The organism is Pseudomonas sp. B23(2017) (assembly GCF_002113725.1).
Classification (GTDB): domain Bacteria; phylum Pseudomonadota; class Gammaproteobacteria; order Pseudomonadales; family Pseudomonadaceae; genus Aquipseudomonas; species Aquipseudomonas putida_Z.
Genome location: NZ_NEJM01000001.1, coordinates 678,034 through 700,610, shown reverse-complemented (window position 1 = coordinate 700,610; position 22,577 = coordinate 678,034). Strand labels below are relative to the sequence as shown.

The window sequence follows — 22,577 nt, the reverse complement described above, 5'->3', positions numbered from 1 at the left end:
CGGCAAGCCTTTTTCTTTTTTGAAGCGAGAACTCCATGCGCATCGTCTTTGCAGGCACTCCAGAGTTTGCCGCCGAACACCTCAAGGCCTTGCTCGACAGCCCCTACGAGATCGTGGCTGTCTACACCCAGCCCGACCGCCCGGCCGGCCGCGGCCAGAAGCTGATGCCGAGCGCGGTCAAGCAACTGGCTGTGGCCCATGACATCCCGGTGTTCCAGCCGCCGACCCTGCGCAACGCCGAAGCCCAGGCCGAACTGGCCGCGCTGAAGCCGGACCTGATGGTGGTGGTCGCCTATGGCCTGATCCTGCCGCAGGTGGTGCTGGATATCCCGCGCCTGGGCTGCATCAACAGCCATGCCTCCCTGCTGCCACGCTGGCGCGGTGCCGCACCGATCCAGCGCGCCGTGGAAGCCGGCGACGCCGAGAGCGGTGTGACCGTGATGCGTATGGAAGCGGGCCTGGACACCGGCCCGATGCTGCTCAAGGTAGTCACCCCGATCAGCGCCGAAGACACCGGCGGCAGCCTGCACGACCGCTTGGCCGAGATGGGCCCGCCCGCAGTCGTACAAGCCATCGCCGGCCTGGCCGATGGTTCGCTGCACGGTGAAGTGCAGGACGATGCCCTGGCCACCTACGCGCACAAGCTGAACAAGGACGAAGCGCGCATCGACTGGAGCCGCCCGGCCGTCGAGCTGGAACGCCTGATCCGTGCCTTCAACCCGTGGCCGGTTTGCCACAGCACCCTCGATGGCGAAAGCGTGAAGGTGCTGGCGGCAAACCTGTCCACAGGTAAAGGCGCCCCAGGCGAGATCCTCTCCGCCAGCAAGGACGGCCTGGTGGTCGCCTGCGGTGACCAGGCGCTGAGCCTGACCCGTCTGCAACTGCCCGGCGGCAAGCCGCTGAACTTCAGCGACCTGTTCAACAGCCGTCGCGAGAAATTCGCCAGCGGCAAGGTGCTGGGCCAATGAACCCACGCCTCGCCGCCGCCCGTGCCCTTGCCGCTGTGCTCAGTGGCAAGGCTTCGCTGAACAGCTCGCTGCCGGCGCAACTGGACAAGGTCGATGAGCGCGACCGCGGCCTGACCCAGGACCTGGCGTTCGGCACCGCGCGCTGGCAGCCACGCCTCGACCTGCTGGCCGCGCAGCTGCTGCAGAAGCCGTTCAAGGCCGCCGATGCCGATGTGCAGGCGCTGCTGCTGGTCGGCCTGTACCAGCTGTTCTACAGCCGTATCCCGGCCCACGCGGCCATTGGCGAGACCGTCGGCTGTGCCGACAAGCTGAAGAAGCCGTGGGCCAAGGGCCTGCTCAATGCCGTGCTGCGCCGCGCCCAACGCGAAGGCGAAGAATTGCTGGCCGGCATGGAGCGCGACCCGGTGGTACGCACTGCCCACCCGCGCTGGCTGCAGAAGTCGCTCAAGGCCTTCTGGCCGGAGCAGTGGGAGGCCATCTGCGCCGCCAACAACGCCCACCCGCCGATGATCCTGCGGGTCAACCGCCGCCACCACGGCCGCGATGCCTACCTGGCACTGCTGGCCGAGGCAGGTGTTGGCGCCAGCGCCTGCCAGTACAGCCGTGACGGTATCGTGCTGGCCGAAGCCTGCGATGTGCGCGGCCTGCCAGGCTTTGCCGAAGGCTGGGTGAGCGTTCAGGACGAAGCCGCGCAGCTGTCCGCCGATCTGCTGGAACTGGCCCCCGGCCAGCGCGTGCTCGACGCCTGCTGTGCACCAGGCGGCAAGACCTGCCACCTGCTGGAAGCCGAAGCCGGCCTGGCCCACGTGGTGGCCATCGACCTCGAAGCCAAGCGCCTGACCCGCGTGCGCGAGAACCTTGACCGCCTGCAACTGGACGCCGAGCTGATCGCCTGCGATGCCCGCGACACCGCCAGCTGGTGGGACGGCAAACCGTTCCAGCGCATCCTCCTCGACGCACCATGCTCGGCCACCGGCGTGATCCGCCGTCACCCGGACATCAAGCTGACCCGTCAGGCCGACGACATCCCGGCCCTTGCCACGCTGCAAGGCGAGCTGCTCGATGCCCTGTGGCCGACCCTGGAAGTGGGCGGCATGCTGCTGTACGCCACCTGCTCCAGCCTGCCGACCGAGAACACCGAAGTGATCGATGCCTTCCTTGCCCGCACCCCGGGCGCCCGTGAGCTGGACCTGGCCACCGAAGCCGGCCTGCGCCAGCCCCACGGCCGCCAGTTGCTGGCCCAGGAAGGCGGCCACGACGGTTTCTACTATGCCAAGCTGATCAAGATCGCCGCTTCGCGCGGATAAGAACAAAAGGTAGGGAGTAGCGGATGAAGATCATCATCCTCGGCGCAGGGCAGGTCGGCGGTACGCTGGCGGAGCACCTGGCCAGCGAAGCCAACGACATCACCGTGGTCGACACTGACGGCGACCGCCTGCGCGACCTGGGCGACCGCCTGGACATCCGCACCGTGCAAGGCCGCGGCTCGCTGCCTACGGTGTTGCGCCAGGCCGGTGCCGACGACGCCGACATGCTGGTGGCGGTAACCAACAGTGACGAGACCAACATGGTCGCCTGCCAGGTGGCCTATTCGCTGTTCCACACCCCGACCAAGATCGCCCGGGTACGCGAGTCGGCCTACCTGACCCGCGAAGAGCTGTTCGACAACGACCATATCCCGGTCGACGTGCTGATCAGCCCCGAGCAGGTAGTGACCAACTACATCAAGCGCCTGATCGAGCACCCGGGCTCGCTGCAGGTAATCGACTTCGCCGAAGGCAAGGCCCAGCTGGTGGCAGTGAAGGCGTACTACGGTGGCCCGCTGGTAGGCCAGCAACTGCGCCAGATCCGCGCGCACATGCCCAACGTCGACACCCGCGTGGCGGCCATCTTCCGCCGCGACCGCCCGATCACCCCGCGGGGCGACACGGTGATCGAAGCCGACGACGAAGTGTTCTTCATCGCCGCGAAGAAGGACATCCGCGCGGTGATGGGTGAGCTGCGCCGCATCGACGAAACCAACAAGCGTGTGGTCATCGCCGGTGGCGGGCAGATCGGCGAACGCCTGGCCGAGGCCATCGAAAGCCGCTACCAGGTGAAGATCATCGAGATGAGCCCGGCCCGTTGCCGACACCTCTCCGACACCCTGGAAAGCACCGTGGTGCTGCAGGGCAGCGCCTCGGACAAGGACCTGATGCTGGAAGAGAACATCGCCGACGCCGACATCTTCCTGGCCCTGACCAACGACGACGAGGCCAACATCATGTCGTCGCTGCTGGCCAAGCGCCTGGGTGCACGCAAGGTGATGACCATCATCAACAACCCGGCCTATGTCGACCTGGTGCAGGGTGGCGACATCGACATCGCCATCAGCCCGCAGCTGGCCACCATCGGCACCTTGCTGGCGCACGTGCGCCGGGGCGACATCGTCAGCGTGCACTCGCTGCGCCGTGGCGCGGCCGAGGCGATCGAAGCGGTGGCGCACGGCGATTCGAAGTCGAGCAAGGTGGTCGGCAAGGCGATCGAAGACATCGCCCTGCCGCCGGGCACTACCATCGGCGCGATCATTCGTGACGAAGAGGTGATGATTGCCCACGACGACACCATGATCGAATCGGGCGACCATGTGATCCTGTTCGTTGTGGATAAAAAGCATATTCGGGATGTGGAGAAGCTGTTCCACGTCGGCTTGAGTTTCTTCTAGGAGCACAGGGCATGCGCGAATCGCTGGAGAAGATGCTGGCCAAGGGTGTGGATAACCCATTGTTGAGGTTCGGCCTGGGCAAGGCCTGGCTGGACGAAGGCAATGGTGCTGAAGCGGCGCTGCATCTGGCACGGTGCGTGGAACAGGACCCGAAGTACTCGGCGGCGTGGAAGCTGCTGGGCAAGGCGCATCAGCTGCAGGGTGACCTGGCGGCGGCGCGCAAGGCCTGGGAGGAGGGGATCGTGGCGGCGCAGGCCCATGGGGACAAGCAGGCCGAGAAAGAAATGACCGTGTTCCTGAAGAAGCTCAACAAGACATCAGGTTAACGCGGTCCCTGTGGGAGCGGGTTCACCCGCGAATGCGATGTTGGATTCACCGACGCATTCGCGGGTAAACCCGCTCCCACAGGGGACAGTGAAAATCTCAGTACCAGCGCGGCTCGCCCGCCGGGCGCTTCTTGAAGCGCTTCATGCTCCACATGTACTGGCTCGGGTACTCGCGCACATAGCGCTCGACCACCTTGCTCATCGCCGCTGCCGACACGGTCACGTCGGTGCTGTACATCTCTTCCGGCGCCGCCTCCAGGAACACCTTGAAGCCCGAGCCATCCGGCAGCCGCAGGGCATGCAGGAAGACCCCCACCGCCTTGCCCCCGGCCAGCATGTTCGGCACGAACTTGCTGGTCAGCGCCTGGGTACCCAGGAACGGCACGAACACCCCTGCCGACTCTGCCGGCTCCGGGTCGGCAGGAATACCTACCTGGCCACCACGGCGCACTTCCTTGATCACGCTGAGGATGCCTTCCTTGGTCGAAGGCGCCACGCGGTTGCCCATCTGCACCCGCTGCTCACGCAGCAGGTCATCCACCGCCTTCAGCTTCGGCGGGCGGTAGAAGATGATCGGTTTGCACTGGTTGCAGTAGAAGTGGTTCAGCACTTCCCAGTTGCCCAGGTGGCTGGTGATGCCGACCACGCCCTTGCCCGAGGCCAGGGCCTGCTCCAGCACTTCCAGGCCGTGCACTTCCTTGACCAGCTCCAGCGAGCGCTGCGGCGGCCAGATCCAGGCACAGGCACTTTCGACGAAGGATTTACCGATATCCTTCAACGCGCGGCCAACAAGCTGCTCGCGCTCGGCCGGGTCCATCTCCGGGAAGCACTTGGCCAGGTTGATGCGCACGACATTGCGCGAGCCGTTGGGGACCTTCCACATCAGCCAGCCGATACCGGCGCCGACGCGCTGCACAGCGCCCCAGGGCAGCTTGGCAAACAAACGCAGCACCCCGACCATCAGGGCGCCCTTGAACTTTTCCACAGGCGAATTCCTTATTTCAGCAAGGCGCGCATTGTAACCCCTCAGCGCAACAAGGCGGCGTAGCGATCGCAATCGGTGGTGTGGTCCATGACCATGCCGGTGGCCTGCATGAAGGCATAGCAGATGGTCGGGCCAACGAACGTGAAGCCGGCTTTCTGCAGGGCTTTGCTCATCGCCTTGGCTTCATCGGTAACCGCTGGCACCTCGCTGCGGCCCGTGAAGTGGTTGATCTTCGGCGCACCACCAACGAATGACCAGAGCCAGTCGGCAGGGTTGTCCACAGCCAGCCAGGCCTGGGCATTGCGCCTGGCAGCCTTGAGCTTGAGGCGGTTGCGGATGATGCCGGGATCCTGCATCAACTCCTCGATGCGTTCGTCGCTCATGACGGCGAGTTTCACCGGATCGAAGCCGTGCATCACCTCGCGATAACGCTCGCGTTTACGCAATACGGTGATCCACGAAAGCCCCGCCTGGAACCCTTCGAGCAAAAGCATCTCGAACAGCAACGCCGGGTCACGCTGGGGCGTTCCCCATTCCTGGTCATGGTAGGCCTGGTACAACGGATCGTCGGTACACCAAAAGCAGCGTGGCATAAGGCTCCAATGAGTAGAGGGCGAGGCGAATCAGGTTATACTCCCGCTCTTTACATCCGCATCCCCAGATACAGGTGAATTTCGTGAGCCAGCCTACGCCAGCCGTGCGTACCTTCCAAGACCTGATCCTCGCCCTGCAGAACTACTGGGCCGAGCAAGGTTGTGTGGTGCTTCAGCCCTACGATATGGAAGTAGGCGCCGGCACTTTCCACACCGCTACATTCCTGCGCGCCGTGGGTCCAGAAACCTGGAACGCCGCCTATGTGCAGCCTAGCCGTCGCCCTGCCGACGGGCGGTATGGCGAAAACCCCAACCGCCTGCAGCACTACTACCAGTTCCAGGTGGTACTGAAGCCCAACCCGGCCAACTTCCAGGAGCTGTACCTCGGCTCGCTGAAAGCCATCGGCCTGGACCCGCTGGTCCACGACATTCGCTTCGTCGAAGACAACTGGGAATCGCCGACCCTCGGCGCCTGGGGCCTGGGCTGGGAAATCTGGCTCAACGGCATGGAAGTCACCCAGTTCACCTACTTCCAGCAGGTAGGCGGTATCGAGTGCTACCCGGTCACCGGTGAAATCACCTACGGCCTGGAGCGCCTGGCCATGTACATCCAGGGCGTCGACTCGGTGTACGACCTGGTGTGGGCCGACGGCCCGTTCGGCAAGGTCACCTACGGCGACGTGTTCCACCAGAACGAGGTGGAGCAGTCGACCTACAACTTCGAGCACGCCAACGTCGAGAAGCTGTTCGAGCTGTTCGACTTCTACGAAAGCGAAGCCAACCGCCTGATCAAGCTGGATCTGCCGCTGCCGACCTATGAAATGGTGCTGAAGGCCTCGCACACCTTCAACCTGCTGGACGCCCGCCGTGCCATCTCGGTAACCGAGCGCCAGCGCTACATCCTGCGTGTACGTACCCTGGCCCGGGACGTGGCGCAAAGCTATCTGCAAGCCCGCGCACGCCTGGGCTTCCCGATGGCCACCCCTGAACTGCGTGACGAAGTGTTGGCTAAGCTGGAGGCTGCACAATGAGTGCTCAAGATTTCCTGGTAGAACTGGGCACCGAAGAGCTGCCACCGAAGGCCCTCGCCAACCTCGGCGAAGCCTTCCTGGCTGGTATCGAGAAAGGCCTGCAGGCCGCTGGCCTGAACTACACCGGCAAGCAGGTTTACGCCGCGCCGCGTCGCCTGGCCGTGCTGATCCGCCAGCTGGATGTGCAACAGCCTGACCGCAGCATCAATATCGACGGCCCGCCCCTGCAGGCTGCTTTCAAAGACGGCGAGCCGACCCAGGCTGCCTTGGGCTTTGCCAAGAAATGCGGTGTGGATCTGTCGGAAATCGACCAGACCGGCGCCAAGCTGCGTTTCTCCCAGCACATCCCGGGCAAGGCCACCACCGGCCTGCTGCCGACCATCGTCGAAGATTCGCTCAACGACCTGCCGATCCCCAAGCGCATGCGCTGGGCGGCCAGCCGTGAAGAGTTCGTGCGCCCGACCCAATGGCTGGTGATGCTGCTGGGCGACCAGGTGGTCGACTGCACCATCCTGTCGCAGAAGGCCGGCCGTGAATCCCGTGGCCACCGCTTCCACCACCCGGAAAACGTGGTCATCACCACCCCGGCCAACTACGTCGAGGACCTGCGCAAAGCCTACGTGCTGGCCGACTTCGCCGAGCGCCGCGAGCTGATCAGCAAGCGTACCGCCGAACTGGCCATGCAGCAGGAAGGCAGCGCCATCGTGCCGCCGGCACTGCTGGACGAAGTGACCGCTCTGGTCGAGTGGCCGGTGCCGCTGGTGTGCTCGTTCGAGGAGCGTTTCCTCGAAGTGCCACAGGAAGCCCTGATCACCACCATGCAGGACAACCAGAAGTACTTCTGCCTGCTGGACAGCGAAGGCAAGCTGCTGCCGCGCTTCATCACCGTGGCCAACGTCGAGAGCCGCGACCCGAAGCAGATCGTGCAAGGCAACGAGAAGGTCGTGCGCCCACGCCTGACCGACGCCGAGTTCTTCTTCAAGCAGGACAAGAAGCAGCCGCTGGAAACCTTCAACGAGCGCCTGAAGAACGTGGTGTTCCAGGCTCAGCTGGGTACCGTGTACGACAAGGCCGAGCGCGTTTCCAGGCTGGCCGCCTTCATCGCCCCGCTGATCGGCGGCGACGCCCAGCGCGCCGGCCGCGCCGGTCTGCTGTCGAAGTGCGACCTGGCCACCGAGATGGTCGGCGAATTCCCTGAGATGCAGGGTGTGGCCGGTTACTACTACGCGCTCAACGACGGTGAGCCGGAAGACGTGGCCCTGGCCCTGAACGAGCAGTACATGCCGCGCGGTGCCGGCGCCGAGCTGCCGCAGACCCTCACCGGTGCTGCCGTGGCCATCGCCGACAAGCTCGACACCCTGGTCGGCATCTTCGGCATCGGCATGCTGCCTACCGGCAGCAAGGACCCGTACGCCCTGCGCCGTGCCGCCTTGGGCGTGCTGCGTATCCTGATCGAGAAGCAGCTGGACCTGGACCTGACCGGTGCGGTCGAGTTCGCGGTCAAGCAGTTCGGCACCAAGGTCAAGGCCGCCGGCCTGGCCGAACAGGTGCTGGAGTTCATCTTCGACCGCCTGCGTGCGCGTTACGAAGACGAAGGCATCGACGTGGCCACCTACCTGTCGGTACGTGCCCTGCAGCCAGGTTCTGCCCTGGACTTCGACCAGCGCGTGCAAGCCGTACAAGCCTTCCGCAAGCTGCCGGAAGCCGAGGCCCTGGCCGCGGTGAACAAGCGCGTGTCGAACCTGCTGAGCAAGGCCGAAGGCGCCATCGCCGATCACGTCGAGCCGAAGTACTTCGACAACGCCAACGAGTTCTCCCTGTACTCGGCCATCCAGCAGGCCGACCAGGCCGTGCAACCGATGGCTGCTGCACGCCAGTACAGCGAATCGCTGGCCCGCCTGGCGGCCCTGCGTGACCCGGTCGACGCCTTCTTCGAGGCGGTGATGGTCAACGCCGAGGATGCCAAGGTACGCGCCAACCGTTATGCCCTGCTCAGCCGCCTGCGCGGCCTGTTCCTGGGCGTGGCCGACATTTCGCTGCTGGGGTAAGCCTTGAAACTGCTGATTCTCGACCGTGACGGAGTCATCAACTACGACTCCGACGCCTACATCAAGACGCTGGACGAGTGGGTGCCGATCCCTGGCTCGGTCGAAGCGATCGCGCAGTTGAGCAAGGCGGGCTGGACGGTGGCCGTGGCCACCAACCAGTCCGGCATTGCCCGTGGCTACTATGCGCTGGCAACCCTCGAGGCCATGCACGCGCGCCTGCGCGCGCTGGTGGCCGAGCAGGGCGGCGAGGTGGGTCACATCGTGTATTGCCCGCACGGGCCGGACGAAGGCTGCGATTGCCGCAAGCCCAAGCCTGGCATGCTGCGGGCGATCGCCGAGCATTACCAGGTCGGCCTGGAAGGCGTCTGGTTCGTTGGCGACAGCAAAGGTGACCTGGAGGCCGCCCTGGCCGTCGGTGCACAACCCGTGCTGGTGAAAACCGGCAAGGGCGAGCGGACCCTGGAAAAAGGCGTCCCGGAAACTACACTGATTTTCGACGATCTGGCAGCTATCGCCAGAGAACTAATTTAAACAGTGCGCCTTCGGGCGCATTTTTCTCAGGCGGGCATGCCCCGCAATGGTACAAGCCACTATGTCGATCCTGCAGGCGATCAGAATCTTTCTTTTTTACCTGCTGCTGGGCACCAGTTCGCTGCTGTGGTGCTCGCTGAGCTTCTTCGTCGCGCCGTTCCTGTCGTTCCCCAAGCGCTACAAGTTCATCAACGTGTACTGGTGCCGTTGCGCGTTGTTTCTGGTGCGCACCATCCTGGGTATCGACTACAAGATCACTGGCGCCGAGAACGTGCCTGATGAGCCTTGCGTGATCCTGTCCAACCACCAGAGCACCTGGGAAACCTTCTTCCTTTCCCAGTATTTCTCGCCACTGAGCCAGGTGCTCAAGCGCGAGTTGCTGTACGTGCCATTCTTCGGTTGGGCCATGGCCATGCTGCGGCCGATCGCGATCAACCGCGATAATCCCAAGGAAGCCCTGCGCCAGGTAGCCAGCAAGGGTGACGAGTTGCTCAAGCAGAAGACCTGGGTGCTGATCTTCCCGGAAGGCACCCGCGTGCCATTCGGCACCATGGGCAAGTTCTCCCGTGGCGGTACCGCGCTGGCGGTGAATGCCGGGCTGCCGGTGCTGCCGATTGCCCATAACGCCGGCAAGTTCTGGCCGAAGACCGGTTGGGGCAAGCGCGCTGGCACCATCGAGGTGGTGATTGGCGAACCGATGTACGCCAACGGCACCGGGCCACGGGCCATCGCCGAGCTCAACGACCGCGCCGCGGCGTGGAACGAAGCGACCCAGCGGGCCATGGGTTCGCTGCCGCCAGCAGAGGAAAAACCCCAGGAACAGATGGCTTGACCATCTGTGGATAACTTGTGAACTGTTTTTGGATTAAAAGCTTGAAGTGATAGCTAAGTGTTTGAATTAGCTGTTTATTTCTGTGTATGACATTTTTCTGAAAATCGTGCATAAGTTTTTTCGGGGCATAAGAAAACCGGCTTTTACAGCCGGTTTTTTTATGGGCTCATGCGGGTGTGGGTGATCGGTGTAGGAGCGGCCTTGTGTCGCGATAGGGCTGCAAGGCAGTCCCAGCAATTTGCGCATCACTGCTGATGCCCCGGGGCCGCTTTGCGGCCCTTTCGCGACACCAGGCCGCTCCTACAAGAGGCCCGTGCGAACCATTAGATCTTGTCGATATCCACATCCTTGGTTTCTTTCAGGCAGAAGATCCCCACCACCAGGCTGACCCCGGTCACCAGCACCGGGTACCACAGCCCGTAGAAGATATCCCCGGTATACACCACCAGCGCGAACGACACCGTTGGCAGGAAGCCACCGAACCAGCCGTTGCCAATGTGGTAGGGCAGCGACATCGAGGTGTAGCGGATGCGGGTCGGGAACAGCTCGACCATCACCGCTGCCAGCGGGCCATAGGTCATGGTCGCGATCAGGATCATCGCCACGATCAGCACCACCACCATCACCTGGTTGACCTGCCCAGGGTCGGCCTTGGCCGGGTAGCCGGCCTGTTCCACCGCAGCACGCATGGCTGCTTCGTCGAAGCCGTTGATGGTCTTGTCACCGATGTTAACCACCACATCGCTGCCGGCCACATCCACAGAGCTGTACGGTAGGCCTTGCTTGACCAGGAAGGTCTTGACCTTGTCGCACGGGCTGTCGAAACGCGCCTTGCCCACCGGGTCGAACTGGAAGGTGCAGCCTTGCGGGTCGGCAGTGACAACGATCGGCGCCTGGCGGCTGGCCGCGTCGATCTGTGGGTTGGCGTAGTGGCTCAGCGCCTTGAACAGCGGGAAGTACAGCACCGTGGCCAGGAGCAGGCCGAGCATCAGGATCGGCTTGCGGCCAATACGGTCGGACAACCAGCCGAAGAACACGAAGAACGGCGCACCAATGACCACGCTGATGATCAGCAGGGTGTTGGCCTGGGCCGGGTCCATCTTCAGCATCTGGGTCATGAAGAACAGCACGTAGAACTGCGCCGTGTAGAAGGTCACGGCCTGCCCGGCGTTGATGCTGAACAGGGCGGTGAGCACCACTTTCAGGTTCGGCCAGGAGGTGAACGACTCACGGATCGGCGACTTGCTGACCTTGCCCTGGGCCTTCATTTTCACGAAGGCCGGCGACTCGTGCATGCTCATGCGGATCCAGGTGGAAATCGCCAGCAGCACGATCGACAGCAGGAACGGCAGGCGCCAACCCCAGGTTTCGAACTGGTCGCCACTGATATAGCGGCTGCCCAGCACCACCACCAGCGACAACAACAGGCCGAGGGTGGCGGTGGACTGGATGAAACCCGTGTGGAAACCGCGCTTGCCGGGCGGAGCATGCTCGGCCACATAGGTGGCCGCACCGCCGTATTCACCACCCAGCGCCAGCCCCTGCAGCATGCGCAGGACCACCAGGATGATCGGTGCCGCGATGCCGATGCTGGCGTAGGTGGGCAACAACCCCACCGCGAAGGTGGACAGGCCCATCAGCACGATGGTGACCAGGAAGGTGTACTTGCGTCCGATCATGTCGCCCAGCCGGCCGAACACAAGCGCGCCGAATGGCCGCACCAGGAAGCCGGCGGCAAAGGCCATCAGGGCGAAGATGAAGGCGGTGGTGTCGTTCACGCCAGCGAAGAACTGCTTGCTGATGACCGCTGCCAGCGCACCATAGAGAAAAAAGTCATACCACTCGAAAACTGTCCCGAGGGATGACGCGAAAATGATCTTGCGTTCTTCACGACGGCTGGAGCTGCTGGCCGCCGCACCCTGCTCTTGGATGTAATCCGACATCGTTGCTGTCCTCGGCCCGCAGGCCACAGTGATTATTCTTGTTGTTCCACTGTCGGCAGCTTCTGACCGCCAGCTGCCGGTACTGCACGCACCCGGGGTCAGGGCGTCGGTATCGCGTCTTCGTTCAGATAGGTCTGGGTGGCAGCTCCTTTGAGGATCAGTTGCGCCGCCTTCTCGGCGATCATCAGGGTGGGTGAACAAGTATTGCCGGAGGTGATCTGCGGCATGATCGAGGCGTCCGCCACGCGTAGGCCAGGGATGCCGTGCACGCGCAATTGGTTATCCACAACGTCCAGTTCGCTATTGCCCATGCGACAGGTGCCTACCGGGTGGAAGATGGTGGTGCCGATCTTGCCGGCGGCTTCGAACAGCTCTTCTTCGGTTTGCAGGGCTGGGCCCGGCAGGTATTCCTTTGGGTCGAACGCAGCGAGGGCAGGGGCCCGGACGATACGCCGGGTAAGGCGAATGGAATCGGCGGCGACGCGCAGGTCCTGGGGGTCGCTGAGGTAGTTGGGGTCGATCTGCGGTGTGCTGTTCATGTCGCTGCTGCGGATATCGATACGCCCGCGGCTGGCCGGGCGCAGGTTGCACACCGAGGCGGTAAAGGCCGGGAACCTGTGCAGTGGCTCGCCGAAGCGCTCAAGTGACAGCGGCTGCACGTGGTACTGCAGGTTGGCGGTGGCCTGCTCCGGGCTCGAACGCACGAACGCACCCAGTTGGCTCGGCGCCATGGCCAGCGGGCCACTGCGGTCATAGAGGTAGCGCAGGCCCATGCCCATCTTGCCCCACAGGCTGTTGGCCATCTGGTTCAGGGTACGGGTATTGCGGATCTGGTAGATCAGGCGCAGTTGCAGGTGATCCTGCAGGTTGCCGCCCACACCGGGCATGTCGTGACGCACGCCAATGCCCAGGCTTTCCAGTAACTGCCGCGGGCCGATGCCGGAGCGCTGCAGGATACCGGGAGAGCCCACAGCACCCGCACAGAGGATGATCTCGCGACGTGCCGCAAACTCGTGCCAGGCACCCTGCCAGAACGCCTTTACCGCCCGTGCACGGGTGTTGTTGAGCAGCACCTGGTCAACCTGAACGCCGGTCAGCACGGTGAGGTTGGGGCGGTCCTTGATCGGCCGCAGGAAAGCCTTGGAAGCGTTCCAGCGCACACCGCTGCGCTGGTTGACCTGGAAATATCCACAGCCCTGGTTGTCGCCGGTATTGAAGTCATCGACCTTGCCGATGCCGCTTTGCTCGGCGGCATCACGGAAGGCATCGAGGATCGGCCAGCTGTAGCGCTGGCGCTCGACCCGCCATTCGCCATCACCACCGTGGTGCTCGCTGGCGCCGGCAAAGTGGCTTTCGCTGGCCTTGAACAACGGCAGTACGTCCTTCCAGGCCCAGCCGTCGTTGCCTTGCTCGGCCCAATGGTCGTAGTCGGCGGCCTGGCCGCGCATGTAGATCATGCCGTTGATCGAGGAGCAGCCACCCAGCACCTTGCCGCGTGGATAGCCCAGCGCACGACCGCCCAAGCCGGCCTGAGCCTCGGTCTTGAAGCACCAGTCGGTGCGCGGGTTGCCGATGCAATAGAGGTAACCGACGGGGATATGGATCCAGGGATAGTTGTCGCGCCCACCCGCTTCCAGCAGCAGCACTCGGCAGGAAGGGTCGGCGGACAAACGATTGGCCAACAGGCAACCGGCGGGACCGGCCCCTACGACCACGTAGTCGAAGACAGAATCGGCTGATGGCATGTGCAACCTCGGGCCTGATTATTATTCTTGTCCCGATCCATCTTAGTGAGTAATTTCGTGGAGGAAACACGAGATTTCGCGCAGCCGCTGTGCGTTTTAGCACAGCGATCATCACGGCAACGGCGCGGTCCTGTAGGAGCGGCCTTGTGTCGCGATGGGGCGCGCAGCGGCCCTGAGTCAGCACATGTGGTCCTTCAGGTAGACCGTGTTTGCTGAATTCAGGGCCGCTGCGCGCCCCATCGCGACACAAGGCCGCTCCTACAAAGGTTCGCGCGGTCTGGATGCATAGGGACAAGCATGTTCGACTGGAACGATCTGCGGTTTTTCCTCGAGTTGCAGCGCAGCGGCCGCCTGCTTACCGCCGCCAAGCGTCTCAACACCACCCACAGCACCGTGGCCCGGCACATCGAGAGCATCGAGCAAAGCCTGGGTACTGCGCTGTTCGTGCAGCATGCCCAGGGCTATGAACTGACCCCCTCGGGCCAGGCCCTGCTCAAGCACGCCGAAGCCATGGAAAACGTCGCCCTGCTGGCGCAGGAAGAAATCACCCAGGCCATCACGCCGCTGGGCAAGATTCGCCTGGGGGTGACCGAAGGCATCGGCATCATGTTTTTCACCCCGCGCATGAATGCGCTGTTCGACCGCTACCCCGGCCTGGAAGTGGAGCTGGTGGCGGTACCGCGCTTCGTCAGCATCCTCAACCGCGAGGCGGAGATCAGCATCCACCTGGAACGGCCCAACGCCGACCTGCTGATCACCCGCAAGCTCACCGACTATCGCCTGGCCCTGTACGCCAGCCAGGACTACCTGGATCGCGCGCCCCCGCTGCGCAACCGGGAGGACCTGGCCCGGCACAGCTGGATCGGCTACGTCGACGACTTGCTGTTCAGCCAGGAACTGCTGTTTCTCAACAGCTTCTGTCGGGCCCCCAACGTGGTGTTTCGCAGCACCAGCGTGATCGCCCAGCAAACCGCCGCCCGCGCCGGGTTGGGCATCGCCGTACTGCCCAACTACATGGCCCGCCACGACCCGACGCTGGTGCGCGTGCTGCCTGGCGAAACCATCCAGCGCAGCTACTGGATCTGCACCCGCCGCGAACTGCACAAGTCGGTGCGCCTGCGGGTAGTGTGGGACTACCTGCTGGCGCTGTGCGCGGCAGAACAGAGCGAGCTGCTAGCCCAGTAGCGCCTTGCCGGCCAGCAGCAGGGCCGCAGCCCAACCGGCCACGGCAAACATCTGCTGCAAGCGCGGCCCGGCCAGCCTGGCCGCCAATGGCCGCGCCAGCAGCAGGCCGAGCACCGCACCGACGGCGAACGGGGCGCCAACCTGCCAGTGCATGACCCCTGCCAGGCTGGCGCTGACCACACTGCCGGTGGACACCAGCGCGATCACCGCCAGCGAAGTGGAGACGATGCTGGCCATGCGCAGGTTGGTGTAGCGGTTAAGGGCCGGGATGATGACAAAGCCACCGCCCACGCCCAGCAGGCCGGATAGCAGCCCGGACAATGCGCCGGTGAAGGCCAGGGCGCGCGCGCAGGGCAGGGTCCAGCGCAAACGGCCCTGCAGCGGGTTCAGCACGCAGGGTTCGATGTAGCGATGGGCATCATTGGCTTCGCCGCGCAGCTCCTTGGCCGCCTTGCGCCAGATGCGCAGGCAGGCATACACCAGCACCACGGCGAACACCAACTGCAGTGGCGTGTTCGGCAGGCGGTGCGCCAGCATCAGCCCGAACGGCGCCGCTGCCACACCGATCAATGCGATGAACAGCGCCGCCCGATAGCGCACCAGGCCCTGCCGCAAGCCCAGCACAGCACCCACCGCTGCCGCCATGCCTACGGCCAGCAGGCCGACCGGTGCCGCCTCGACCATCGACAGCCCCAGGCCGAACACCAGCAAAGGCACTGCGAGAATGCCACCGCCGGCACCGGTCAACGCCAGCACGGCACCGATGATCGCGCCCAGGCCCGCTCCCAGTATTTGATGTTCGATCACCGCCGGCCCTCGGCTACCAACGGCTGTGGCCGTGCCAGCCACTCGCGGCCCTTGAGCATGCCTTTCCAGTACAAGGGTGGCAGCACCTGCGCCTTGAGCAACCAGGCCAGACGCGTCGGCTTGCGGCCATCCAGCAACCAGTTGGGGAAGCTTGGAGCCAGCTTGCCACCATAGGTGAACTCGGCAAGGACGATCTTGCCGCGCTCGACGGTGAGCGGGCACGAGCCATAACCATCGTACTGGGCCAGGGCAGGCAACCTGCCCAGGGCCACCAGCACGTTGTTGGCCACGACCGGAGCCTGCTTGCGTGCAGCGGCGGCGGTCTTGGCATTGCTGGTGTTGGTCACGTCCCCAAGGGCATGGACATTGGTGAAGTGGCGATGGCGCAGGGTGTGCGGGTCGACATCGACCCAGCCGGCGCTGTCGGCCAACGGGCTTTCACGAATGAAGTCCGGTGCCACCTGCGGCGGTACCACGTGCAGCATGTCGAAGGCCTCGATACGGGTTTCGCTGCTGCCATCGGCCAAGGTGCGCACGAAGGTGGCGCGCTTGTTCGGGCCGTCCACGGCGACCAGGCGGTGGGAAAAATTGAGATCCACGGCGTACTTGTCGATGTACTTCATCAGTGCGGGCACGTAGTCCGCCACTCCGAACAACACTGCGCCGGCATTGAAGAAACTGGCTTTCACAGCCCCCAGGTGACCGTGCCGCAGCCAGTGGTCGCAAGACAGGTACAGCGCCTTCTGCGGCGCGCCTGCGCACTTGATCGGCATGGGCGGCTGGCAAAACAGGGCTCGGCCTTGCTTGAGCTTCTGTACCAGTTCCCAGGTGTAGGGCGCCAGGTCGTAGCGGTAGTTGGAGGTGACGCCGTTGCGGCCCAAGGTCTCGCTGAGGCCATCAATGGCCGCCCAATCCAGCTTGAGGCCGGGGCAGACCACCAACTGTTCATAACTGATGGCGCGGCCGCCTTCGAGGAGGACCAGTTGGCCCAGCGGGTCGAACCCCTGCACGCGTGCCTTTATCCAGCGCACGCCGCGCGGAATGGTCGAGGCCATGGTGCGGGCAGTGCTTGGCGCCTTGAACACACCGGCACCGACCATGGTCCAGCCGGGCTGGTAGTAATGCACTTCGGCGGGGTCGATCAAGGTCACATCCAGCGACGGGTCACGGCTGATCAAGCTGGAAGCGGTGGCGATTCCGGCGGCGCCGGCACCGACGATGACCACTTTGTGGTGGTCGGTATTGGCAGGGGACAACAAGGCAGGCATGGCGGTAAATCCTGTAAATCTGGTTATGGGGCAGGGCGGTCACAGCTTGTTCAGCGGAATCTTCAGGTAGCTCACACCGTTATCTTCCGGCGCGGGGAATTGGCCGCTGCGCATGTTCACCTGCACCGAAGGCAGGATCAGCACGGGCATGTCGAGGGTCTTGTCGCGGGCTTCACGCATGGCGACGAAGCTGTCCTCATCGATGCCCTGGTGGATATGAATATTGTTGGCGCGCTGCTCGGCCACGGTGGTGACGTACTGCATGTCACGGCCACCTGGCAGGTAGTCGTGGCACATGAACAGCCGGGTCTGGTCGGGAAAGGCCAGCAGGCGACGGATCGAGCGGTACAGGGTACGGGCATCGGCCCCTGGGAAGTCGCAACGGGCGGTACCGTAGTCGGGCATGAACAGGGTGTCGCCGACGAACACCGCTGTCTCGCCGGCCTCCTCGATCATGAAGCTCATGCACGCAGGCGTGTGCCCCGGGGTGTGCAACGCGCGGGCATGCAGGTTGCCAATGCGGAAACCTTCCTCGTCCTCGAACAACACATCGAACTGGCTGCCATCGCGGGCGAAGCCAGGCTCGGCGTTGAACAGGGCACCGAACACTTTCTGTACCTGGGTGATGTGCGCGCCGATGGCGGTATGGCCGCCGAGCTTTTCCTTCAAATAGGCCGCTGCCGAAAGGTGGTCGGCATGCACATGGGTTTCCAGCACCCACTGCACGCTGGCTTCAAGCTCGGTCACGCGCTGGATCAGGCGGTCCGCCGACGCAGTGCAGGTGCACCCGGACTTGGGGTCGTAATCCAGCACACTGTCGATCAATGCGCATTGGCGGGTTTCACGGTCCATGACCAGGTAGCTGATGGTCGAGGTCGCCTTGTCGTAAAAGGCGTCCACGTGCAGGTTGTTGCCGATGATCATCGCGTTCTCCAATTTATCCGCCCAGCCTTGTACAGGCGTAGGCAGTGCCAGGAGGTTTATCAAGATGCATGCCAGGCATTTTCCTGCGCTTGGGCCAATGAAACCGGCCCGTTGCTGACAATTGCCGACGACAGTGGCAGCACAGATGGCAGTCGACTGTCAGCCAATGGCAGTGTTTGGCAGTCCTTGTTACCCTGCGCCGGTCATCCAATCGGTGCCGTCATGCCTGAAGCCCATCCCATCATCCTAGCTTTGGTTTCCTATCTTGAGCACGATGCCCTGCCAACCATCGTGCTGGATACCGACTACAACATCCTGGCGGCCAACGCTGCCTATCGCCGCCAGTTCGGTCGCCATGAGCAGGCGCCGCTGGGCGAGAAATGCCACAAGGTCTCGCACCACTACGCCGTGCCTTGCGACCAGGCCGGCGAGCATTGCCCGATGCGCAAGGCGTGGCACAGCAAGGTTCCGGAGCGGGTGTTGCACATTCATCACACGCCACGCGGCCCTGAGCATGTGGATGTCGAGCTGCGGCCGATCCTGGATGAACAGGGCAGGGTAGTGGCCTTTGTCGAACGCCTGACCAGCATCACCCTCGCGTCGGCGCAGCCTCAGGAACAAGGCCTGGTCGGCCGGGCGCCAGCGTTCAAGGCGGCCCTTGCCAGCCTGCAACGCGCGGCGCCGGCGCAGATCCCGGTGTTGCTACAGGGTGAGTCAGGTACCGGCAAGGAACTGTTCGCCCGTGCGGTGCACATGGGCAGCCCCAGGGCCAACGGCCCATTGGTGGTGGTCGACTGTACCGGCCTGACCGAGTCGTTGTTCGAGAGCGAGTTGTTCGGCTACGAGAAGGGCGCGTTCACGGGCGCCAACCAGCGCAAGATCGGCCTGGCTGAAGCGGCGCATGGCGGCACTCTGTTCCTCGATGAAATTGGCGAGGTACCGCTGGCGATGCAGGTGAAGCTGCTGCGCCTGATCGAGTCCGGCAGCTTCCGCCCGGTGGGTAGCCTGCGCACGGTGCATTCGGATTTTCGCCTGGTGTCGGCAACCCATAAACCGCTCAGGCAAATGGTCGCGGACGGCACCTTCCGTGAAGACCTGTACTACCGCATCAGCGGCTTCCCGATCCGTCTGCCGGCGTTGCGCGAACGGGTAGAAGACCTGCCCTTGCTCGCCCAGAGCCTGCTGCAGCGCATGGCAGGCAAGCCGACGCCCAGGCTGAGCGACGAAGCTTTGCAGCAGCTTGGGCTGCATCCATTCCCGGGCAACATTCGCGAACTGCGCAACATTCTGGAAAGGGCGCGCTTGTTTGCCGATGACGGGCTGATCCGGCCCGAGCATTTGCCGGAGGATATCGGCCCAGCGGGGGCGATCAAGACAGGTGGCCGGCGCAATCACCTGGGTGAGCTGGCGCAGGCACTGGAACAGTTCAAGGGCTCGCGCAGTGAACTGGCCCGTCACCTTGGCCTGAGCGAGCGCACCCTGTATCGCCGGTTGAAGGAGCTAGGCCTGAATTGACGCGTTGGCTGTGCTGGCCGTATCGCTGTACAGGCCCTTAATACGGCGCAATACCTGTGGGAGCGGGTTTACCCGCGAAGAATTTGACGCGGTGGATGGCACCGGCTTCGCCGGTGTTCGCGGGTAAACCCGCTCCCACAGTGATGGCGCTTCACGGACCTTTACCGGACCTTTACCTCTGTCCTGACATTAAGCGGGAATGATTGTGGTCTGATCAGTTAACCGAACCTGGCAACCAGTCAGCTCCCGCCAGGCGTCAACATGCAGAGGACCGCAAAATGAAGAAAACCCTGACCGTGATCTGCGCCGCGCTCATGCTCAGCGCCCCCTTGGCCAGTTTCGCGCAGCCAGACCCACCTGACCGGCATGATGGCGGCCCATCGCACCAGGGCAACCCACCGCATGGTCAGCCACAGTACCAAGGCCGACATGACAATGGCCGCGGTCCCGCCTACCGCGACCCGAACTTCCGCCCACAACAGGGCATGCCGGTTCCGCATCAGCAGTGGCAGCGTGGCCATGTGGTTGACCCGCATTATCGTGGCGACCGTTACTGGGTGACCGACTGGAAAGCACGCCACCTGTATGCGCCACCGCGTGATCACCGTTGGTTGTATGTGAACGGGGACTATGTGCTGGTGGCTATTGCCAGTGGTGTGATCGTCAACGTCCTCAGCGGTTACTGATTTCGCCAGGCACTAAAAAGCCCGCTTTCGCGGGCTTTTTGGTGCCTGGCGATCTACACCGGATCAGAAGTCCAGGTTCGATACCGACAGCGCGTTGCTTTCGATGAAGTCACGACGTGGCTCGACCGCATCACCCATCAGGGTGTTGAAGATCTGGTCGGCTGCGATCGCATCCTCGATGGTGACCTTGAGCATACGGCGGACGGTTGGGTCCATGGTGGTTTCCCACAGCTGCTCAGGGTTCATCTCGCCCAGCCCTTTGTATCGCTGGATGGTGTGGCGCTTGGTGGTTTCGTTCATCAGCCAATCCAGGCCTTCCTTGAACTCGACAATTGCCTTGCGGCGCTCACCGCGCTGCACGTAAGCACCTTCGCCCAACAAGCTGGACAGCTTGGCGCCAATGTTGACTACGGTACGGTAGTCATTACTGCCAAAGAAGTCACGGTTGAAGGTGACGTAGCTGGCCAGGCCGTGGGAGGTAACTTCCACTTCTGGCAACCATACGTTGCGCTCTTTGTCTTCGCGCAGGCTGGCTTTGTAAACCAGTCCGGACTTCTGGCTGTTGTTCAGACGTTCCTGGAACTGGGCCAGCCAGGCTTGCATCACCGCGTGGTCACCCAGCTGTTCCAGGCTGACCTCCGGCAGGTAGATGAAGTGCTCGGTCAGCTCTTCCGGGTACAAGCGAGACAGACGCTTGAGTGTCTTCATGACACTACGGAATTCATTCACCAGTGCTTCCAACTGCACACCGGAAACCGCTGGTGCCGACTCGTCCAGGTGCAGGCTGGCATCTTCCAGGGCCGACTGGGTCATGTACTCTTCCATGGCCTCGTCGTCCTTGATGTACTGCTCCTGCTTGCCTTTCTTCACCTTGTACAGCGGTGGCTGGGCAATGTAGATGTAGCCGCGCTCGACCAGCTCCGGCAGCTGACGGAAGAAGAAGGTCAGCAGCAGGGTACGGATGTGCGAACCGTCAACGTCAGCATCGGTCATGATGATGATGTTGTGATAACGCAGCTTGTCGATGTTGTACTCTTCGCGGCCGATACCGCAGCCCAATGCAGTGATCAGTGTGCCCACTTCCTGGGACGAGATCATCTTGTCGAAGCGCGCTTTCTCGACGTTGAGGATTTTACCCTTCAACGGCAGGATTGCCTGGGTACGACGGTTGCGGCCTTGCTTCGCCGAGCCACCCGCGGAGTCACCCTCCACCAGGTACAGTTCGGAAAGGGCAGGGTCCTTTTCCTGGCAGTCCGCCAGTTTGCCTGGCAGGCCGGCAATATCCAGCGCGCCTTTACGGCGAGTCATTTCACGGGCTTTACGTGCCGCTTCACGGGCACGGGCAGCATCGATCATCTTGCCAACGACGGCCTTGGCCTCGTTGGGGTTTTCCAGCAGGAAGTCGGCGAAGTACTTGTTCATCTCCTGTTCCACGGCGGTTTTCACCTCCGAGGAGACCAGCTTGTCCTTGGTCTGCGAGCTGAACTTAGGGTCCGGCACCTTCACCGAGATGATCGCGGTCAGGCCTTCACGGGCGTCGTCGCCAGTGGTCGCCACCTTGTTCTTCTTGGCCAGGCCTTCCTGTTCGATGTAGCTGTTCAGGCTACGGGTCAGCGAGGAACGGAAGCCCACCAGGTGAGTACCGCCATCACGCTGCGGAATGTTGTTGGTGAAGCACAGCAGGTTTTCGTTGAAGCTGTCGTTCCACTGCAGGGCGACTTCAACACCCACGCCATCGTCACGCTGGACGTTGAAGTGGAATACCTGGGAGTTGACCGGGGTCTTGTTGGTGTTCAGGTATTCAACGAACGCACGCAGGCCGCCTTCGTACTTGAAGAACTCTTCCTTGCCGCTACGTTCATCCTTCAGCAGGATGCCAACGCCCGAGTTGAGGAACGACAGCTCGCGGATACGCTTGGCCAGGATGTCCCAGCTGAAGTGAATGTTCTTGAAGGTTTCAGCCGAAGGCTTGAAGTGGATGTGGGTACCGGTGGTTTCGCTGTCACCGACAACCGCCATCGGCGCCTGTGGAACACCGTGAACGTAGGTCTGTTCCCAAATTTTGCCGCTACGGCGAACGGTCAGTACCAGTTTCTCGGACAGGGCGTTCACAACAGAAACACCTACGCCGTGCAGACCGCCGGATACCTTGTAGGAGTTGTCGTCGAACTTACCGCCAGCGTGCAGCACGGTCATGATGACCTCGGCTGCGGAAACGCCTTCTTCTTTATGCACGTCGACCGGAATGCCGCGACCGTTGTCGCGCACACTGATGGATTCGTCCGGGTGGATGATGACGGTGATGTCATCGCAGTGACCGGCGAGGGCTTCGTCGATCGAGTTGTCGACCACCTCGAAGACCATGTGGTGCAGGCCGCTACCATCATCGGTGTCGCCAATGTACATGCCGGGGCGCTTGCGCACGGCATCCAAACCTTTCAGCACCTTGATGCTGGAGGAGTCGTACGTTTGATTTTCGCTCATGC

At 63.1% G+C, this 22,577-nt stretch carries 19 protein-coding genes; 11 read left to right on the top strand and 8 right to left on the bottom strand.

The window, feature by feature from the left end:
• Positions 1-35: 35 nt before the first annotated feature.
• From fmt to CAG46_RS03145, 4 genes are read left to right on the top strand one after another with little or no spacing between them, the layout of a single operon-like run.
• Positions 36-968: a methionyl-tRNA formyltransferase gene (gene fmt / locus CAG46_RS03160; protein WP_085616041.1), complete on the top strand. Its 933-nt coding sequence runs from the start codon at positions 36-38 to the stop codon at positions 966-968.
• Complete coding sequence (rsmB, locus tag CAG46_RS03155) at positions 965-2,275, top strand: 16S rRNA (cytosine(967)-C(5))-methyltransferase RsmB (protein ID WP_085616038.1); 1,311 nt, start codon at positions 965-967, stop codon at positions 2,273-2,275. The genes fmt and rsmB overlap by 4 nt, the downstream gene beginning before the upstream one ends.
• A gap of 23 nt (positions 2,276-2,298) precedes the next feature.
• Positions 2,299-3,672, top strand: coding sequence for a Trk system potassium transporter TrkA (trkA, locus tag CAG46_RS03150; protein WP_013970264.1), 1,374 nt, complete (start codon positions 2,299-2,301; stop codon positions 3,670-3,672).
• 11 nt (positions 3,673-3,683) lie between these two features.
• Positions 3,684-3,998 carry a tetratricopeptide repeat protein gene (locus CAG46_RS03145; RefSeq protein WP_085616036.1) on the top strand — a complete coding sequence of 105 codons (315 nt, stop codon included), beginning with the start codon at positions 3,684-3,686 and terminating at the stop codon, positions 3,996-3,998.
• Positions 3,999-4,095: 97 nt separating this feature from the next.
• On the opposite strand, the gene CAG46_RS03140 is transcribed toward CAG46_RS03145, so the two are convergent.
• Together CAG46_RS03140 and CAG46_RS03135 are read right to left on the bottom strand one after the other, a co-directional pair.
• On the bottom strand, positions 4,096-4,983 hold the full coding sequence (locus tag CAG46_RS03140) for a lysophospholipid acyltransferase (protein WP_085588886.1): 888 nt from the start codon (positions 4,981-4,983) through the stop codon (positions 4,096-4,098).
• 41 nt (positions 4,984-5,024) lie between these two features.
• Positions 5,025-5,576, bottom strand: a complete 552-nt coding sequence (locus CAG46_RS03135; protein WP_085616034.1) for a DNA-3-methyladenine glycosylase I — start codon at positions 5,574-5,576, stop codon at positions 5,025-5,027.
• Positions 5,577-5,659: 83 nt separating this feature from the next.
• Between CAG46_RS03135 and glyQ the strand changes: the two genes are divergently transcribed.
• From glyQ to CAG46_RS03115, 4 genes are read left to right on the top strand one after another with little or no spacing between them, the layout of a single operon-like run.
• On the top strand, positions 5,660-6,607 hold the full coding sequence (gene glyQ / locus CAG46_RS03130; protein WP_025337182.1) for a glycine--tRNA ligase subunit alpha: 948 nt from the start codon (positions 5,660-5,662) through the stop codon (positions 6,605-6,607).
• A complete protein-coding gene (gene glyS / locus CAG46_RS03125; protein ID WP_085616032.1) occupies positions 6,604-8,655 on the top strand; it encodes a glycine--tRNA ligase subunit beta in 2,052 nt (683 codons plus the stop codon). Before glyQ ends, glyS begins: the two co-directional genes overlap by 4 nt.
• A 3-nt stretch (positions 8,656-8,658) precedes the next feature.
• The gene (gene gmhB / locus CAG46_RS03120) at positions 8,659-9,186 is read left to right on the top strand and encodes a D-glycero-beta-D-manno-heptose 1,7-bisphosphate 7-phosphatase (RefSeq protein WP_025337180.1); all 528 of its coding nucleotides are present in this window, start codon (positions 8,659-8,661) and stop codon (positions 9,184-9,186) included.
• A gap of 46 nt (positions 9,187-9,232) precedes the next feature.
• Complete coding sequence (locus CAG46_RS03115) at positions 9,233-10,018, top strand: 1-acyl-sn-glycerol-3-phosphate acyltransferase (protein ID WP_025337179.1); 786 nt, start codon at positions 9,233-9,235, stop codon at positions 10,016-10,018.
• Positions 10,019-10,341: 323 nt separating this feature from the next.
• Here the strand turns inward: CAG46_RS03115 and CAG46_RS03105 are convergent, their stop codons facing one another.
• On the bottom strand, positions 10,342-11,961 hold the full coding sequence (locus CAG46_RS03105) for an MFS transporter (RefSeq protein WP_025337178.1): 1,620 nt from the start codon (positions 11,959-11,961) through the stop codon (positions 10,342-10,344).
• A gap of 98 nt (positions 11,962-12,059) precedes the next feature.
• Positions 12,060-13,706 carry a GMC family oxidoreductase gene (locus CAG46_RS03100; RefSeq protein WP_085616028.1) on the bottom strand — a complete coding sequence of 549 codons (1,647 nt, stop codon included), beginning with the start codon at positions 13,704-13,706 and terminating at the stop codon, positions 12,060-12,062.
• A gap of 297 nt (positions 13,707-14,003) precedes the next feature.
• On the opposite strand from CAG46_RS03100, the gene CAG46_RS03095 reads away from it, so the two are divergent.
• Entirely contained in the window at positions 14,004-14,891 is an 888-nt protein-coding gene (locus CAG46_RS03095) for a LysR family transcriptional regulator (protein ID WP_013970255.1), read from the top strand.
• Here the strand turns inward: CAG46_RS03095 and CAG46_RS03090 are convergent.
• From CAG46_RS03090 to CAG46_RS03080, 3 genes are read right to left on the bottom strand one after another with little or no spacing between them, the layout of a single operon-like run.
• Positions 14,880-15,698, bottom strand: coding sequence for a sulfite exporter TauE/SafE family protein (locus tag CAG46_RS03090; RefSeq protein WP_085616026.1), 819 nt, complete (start codon positions 15,696-15,698; stop codon positions 14,880-14,882). The two genes, CAG46_RS03095 and CAG46_RS03090, sit on opposite strands and share 12 nt — an antisense overlap.
• The gene (locus CAG46_RS03085) at positions 15,695-16,966 is read right to left on the bottom strand and encodes an FAD/NAD(P)-binding oxidoreductase (protein ID WP_085616024.1); all 1,272 of its coding nucleotides are present in this window, start codon (positions 16,964-16,966) and stop codon (positions 15,695-15,697) included. Before CAG46_RS03085 ends, CAG46_RS03090 begins: the two co-directional genes overlap by 4 nt.
• Before the next feature lie 39 nt (positions 16,967-17,005).
• Positions 17,006-17,890, bottom strand: a complete 885-nt coding sequence (locus CAG46_RS03080) for an MBL fold metallo-hydrolase (protein ID WP_085616022.1) — start codon at positions 17,888-17,890, stop codon at positions 17,006-17,008.
• A 222-nt stretch (positions 17,891-18,112) separates the two neighbouring features.
• Between CAG46_RS03080 and CAG46_RS03075 the strand changes: the two genes are divergently transcribed.
• Together CAG46_RS03075 and CAG46_RS03065 are read left to right on the top strand one after the other, a co-directional pair.
• On the top strand, positions 18,113-19,405 hold the full coding sequence (locus CAG46_RS03075) for a sigma-54-dependent Fis family transcriptional regulator (protein ID WP_085616020.1): 1,293 nt from the start codon (positions 18,113-18,115) through the stop codon (positions 19,403-19,405).
• Between the two features lie 278 nt (positions 19,406-19,683).
• Positions 19,684-20,091, top strand: coding sequence for an RcnB family protein (locus CAG46_RS03065; protein WP_085616016.1), 408 nt, complete (start codon positions 19,684-19,686; stop codon positions 20,089-20,091).
• Between the two features lie 63 nt (positions 20,092-20,154).
• Here CAG46_RS03065 and gyrB read toward each other — a convergent pair whose 3' ends face one another.
• Complete coding sequence (gene gyrB / locus CAG46_RS03060) at positions 20,155-22,575, bottom strand: DNA topoisomerase (ATP-hydrolyzing) subunit B (RefSeq protein WP_013970249.1); 2,421 nt, start codon at positions 22,573-22,575, stop codon at positions 20,155-20,157.
• Positions 22,576-22,577 lie beyond the last annotated feature (2 nt).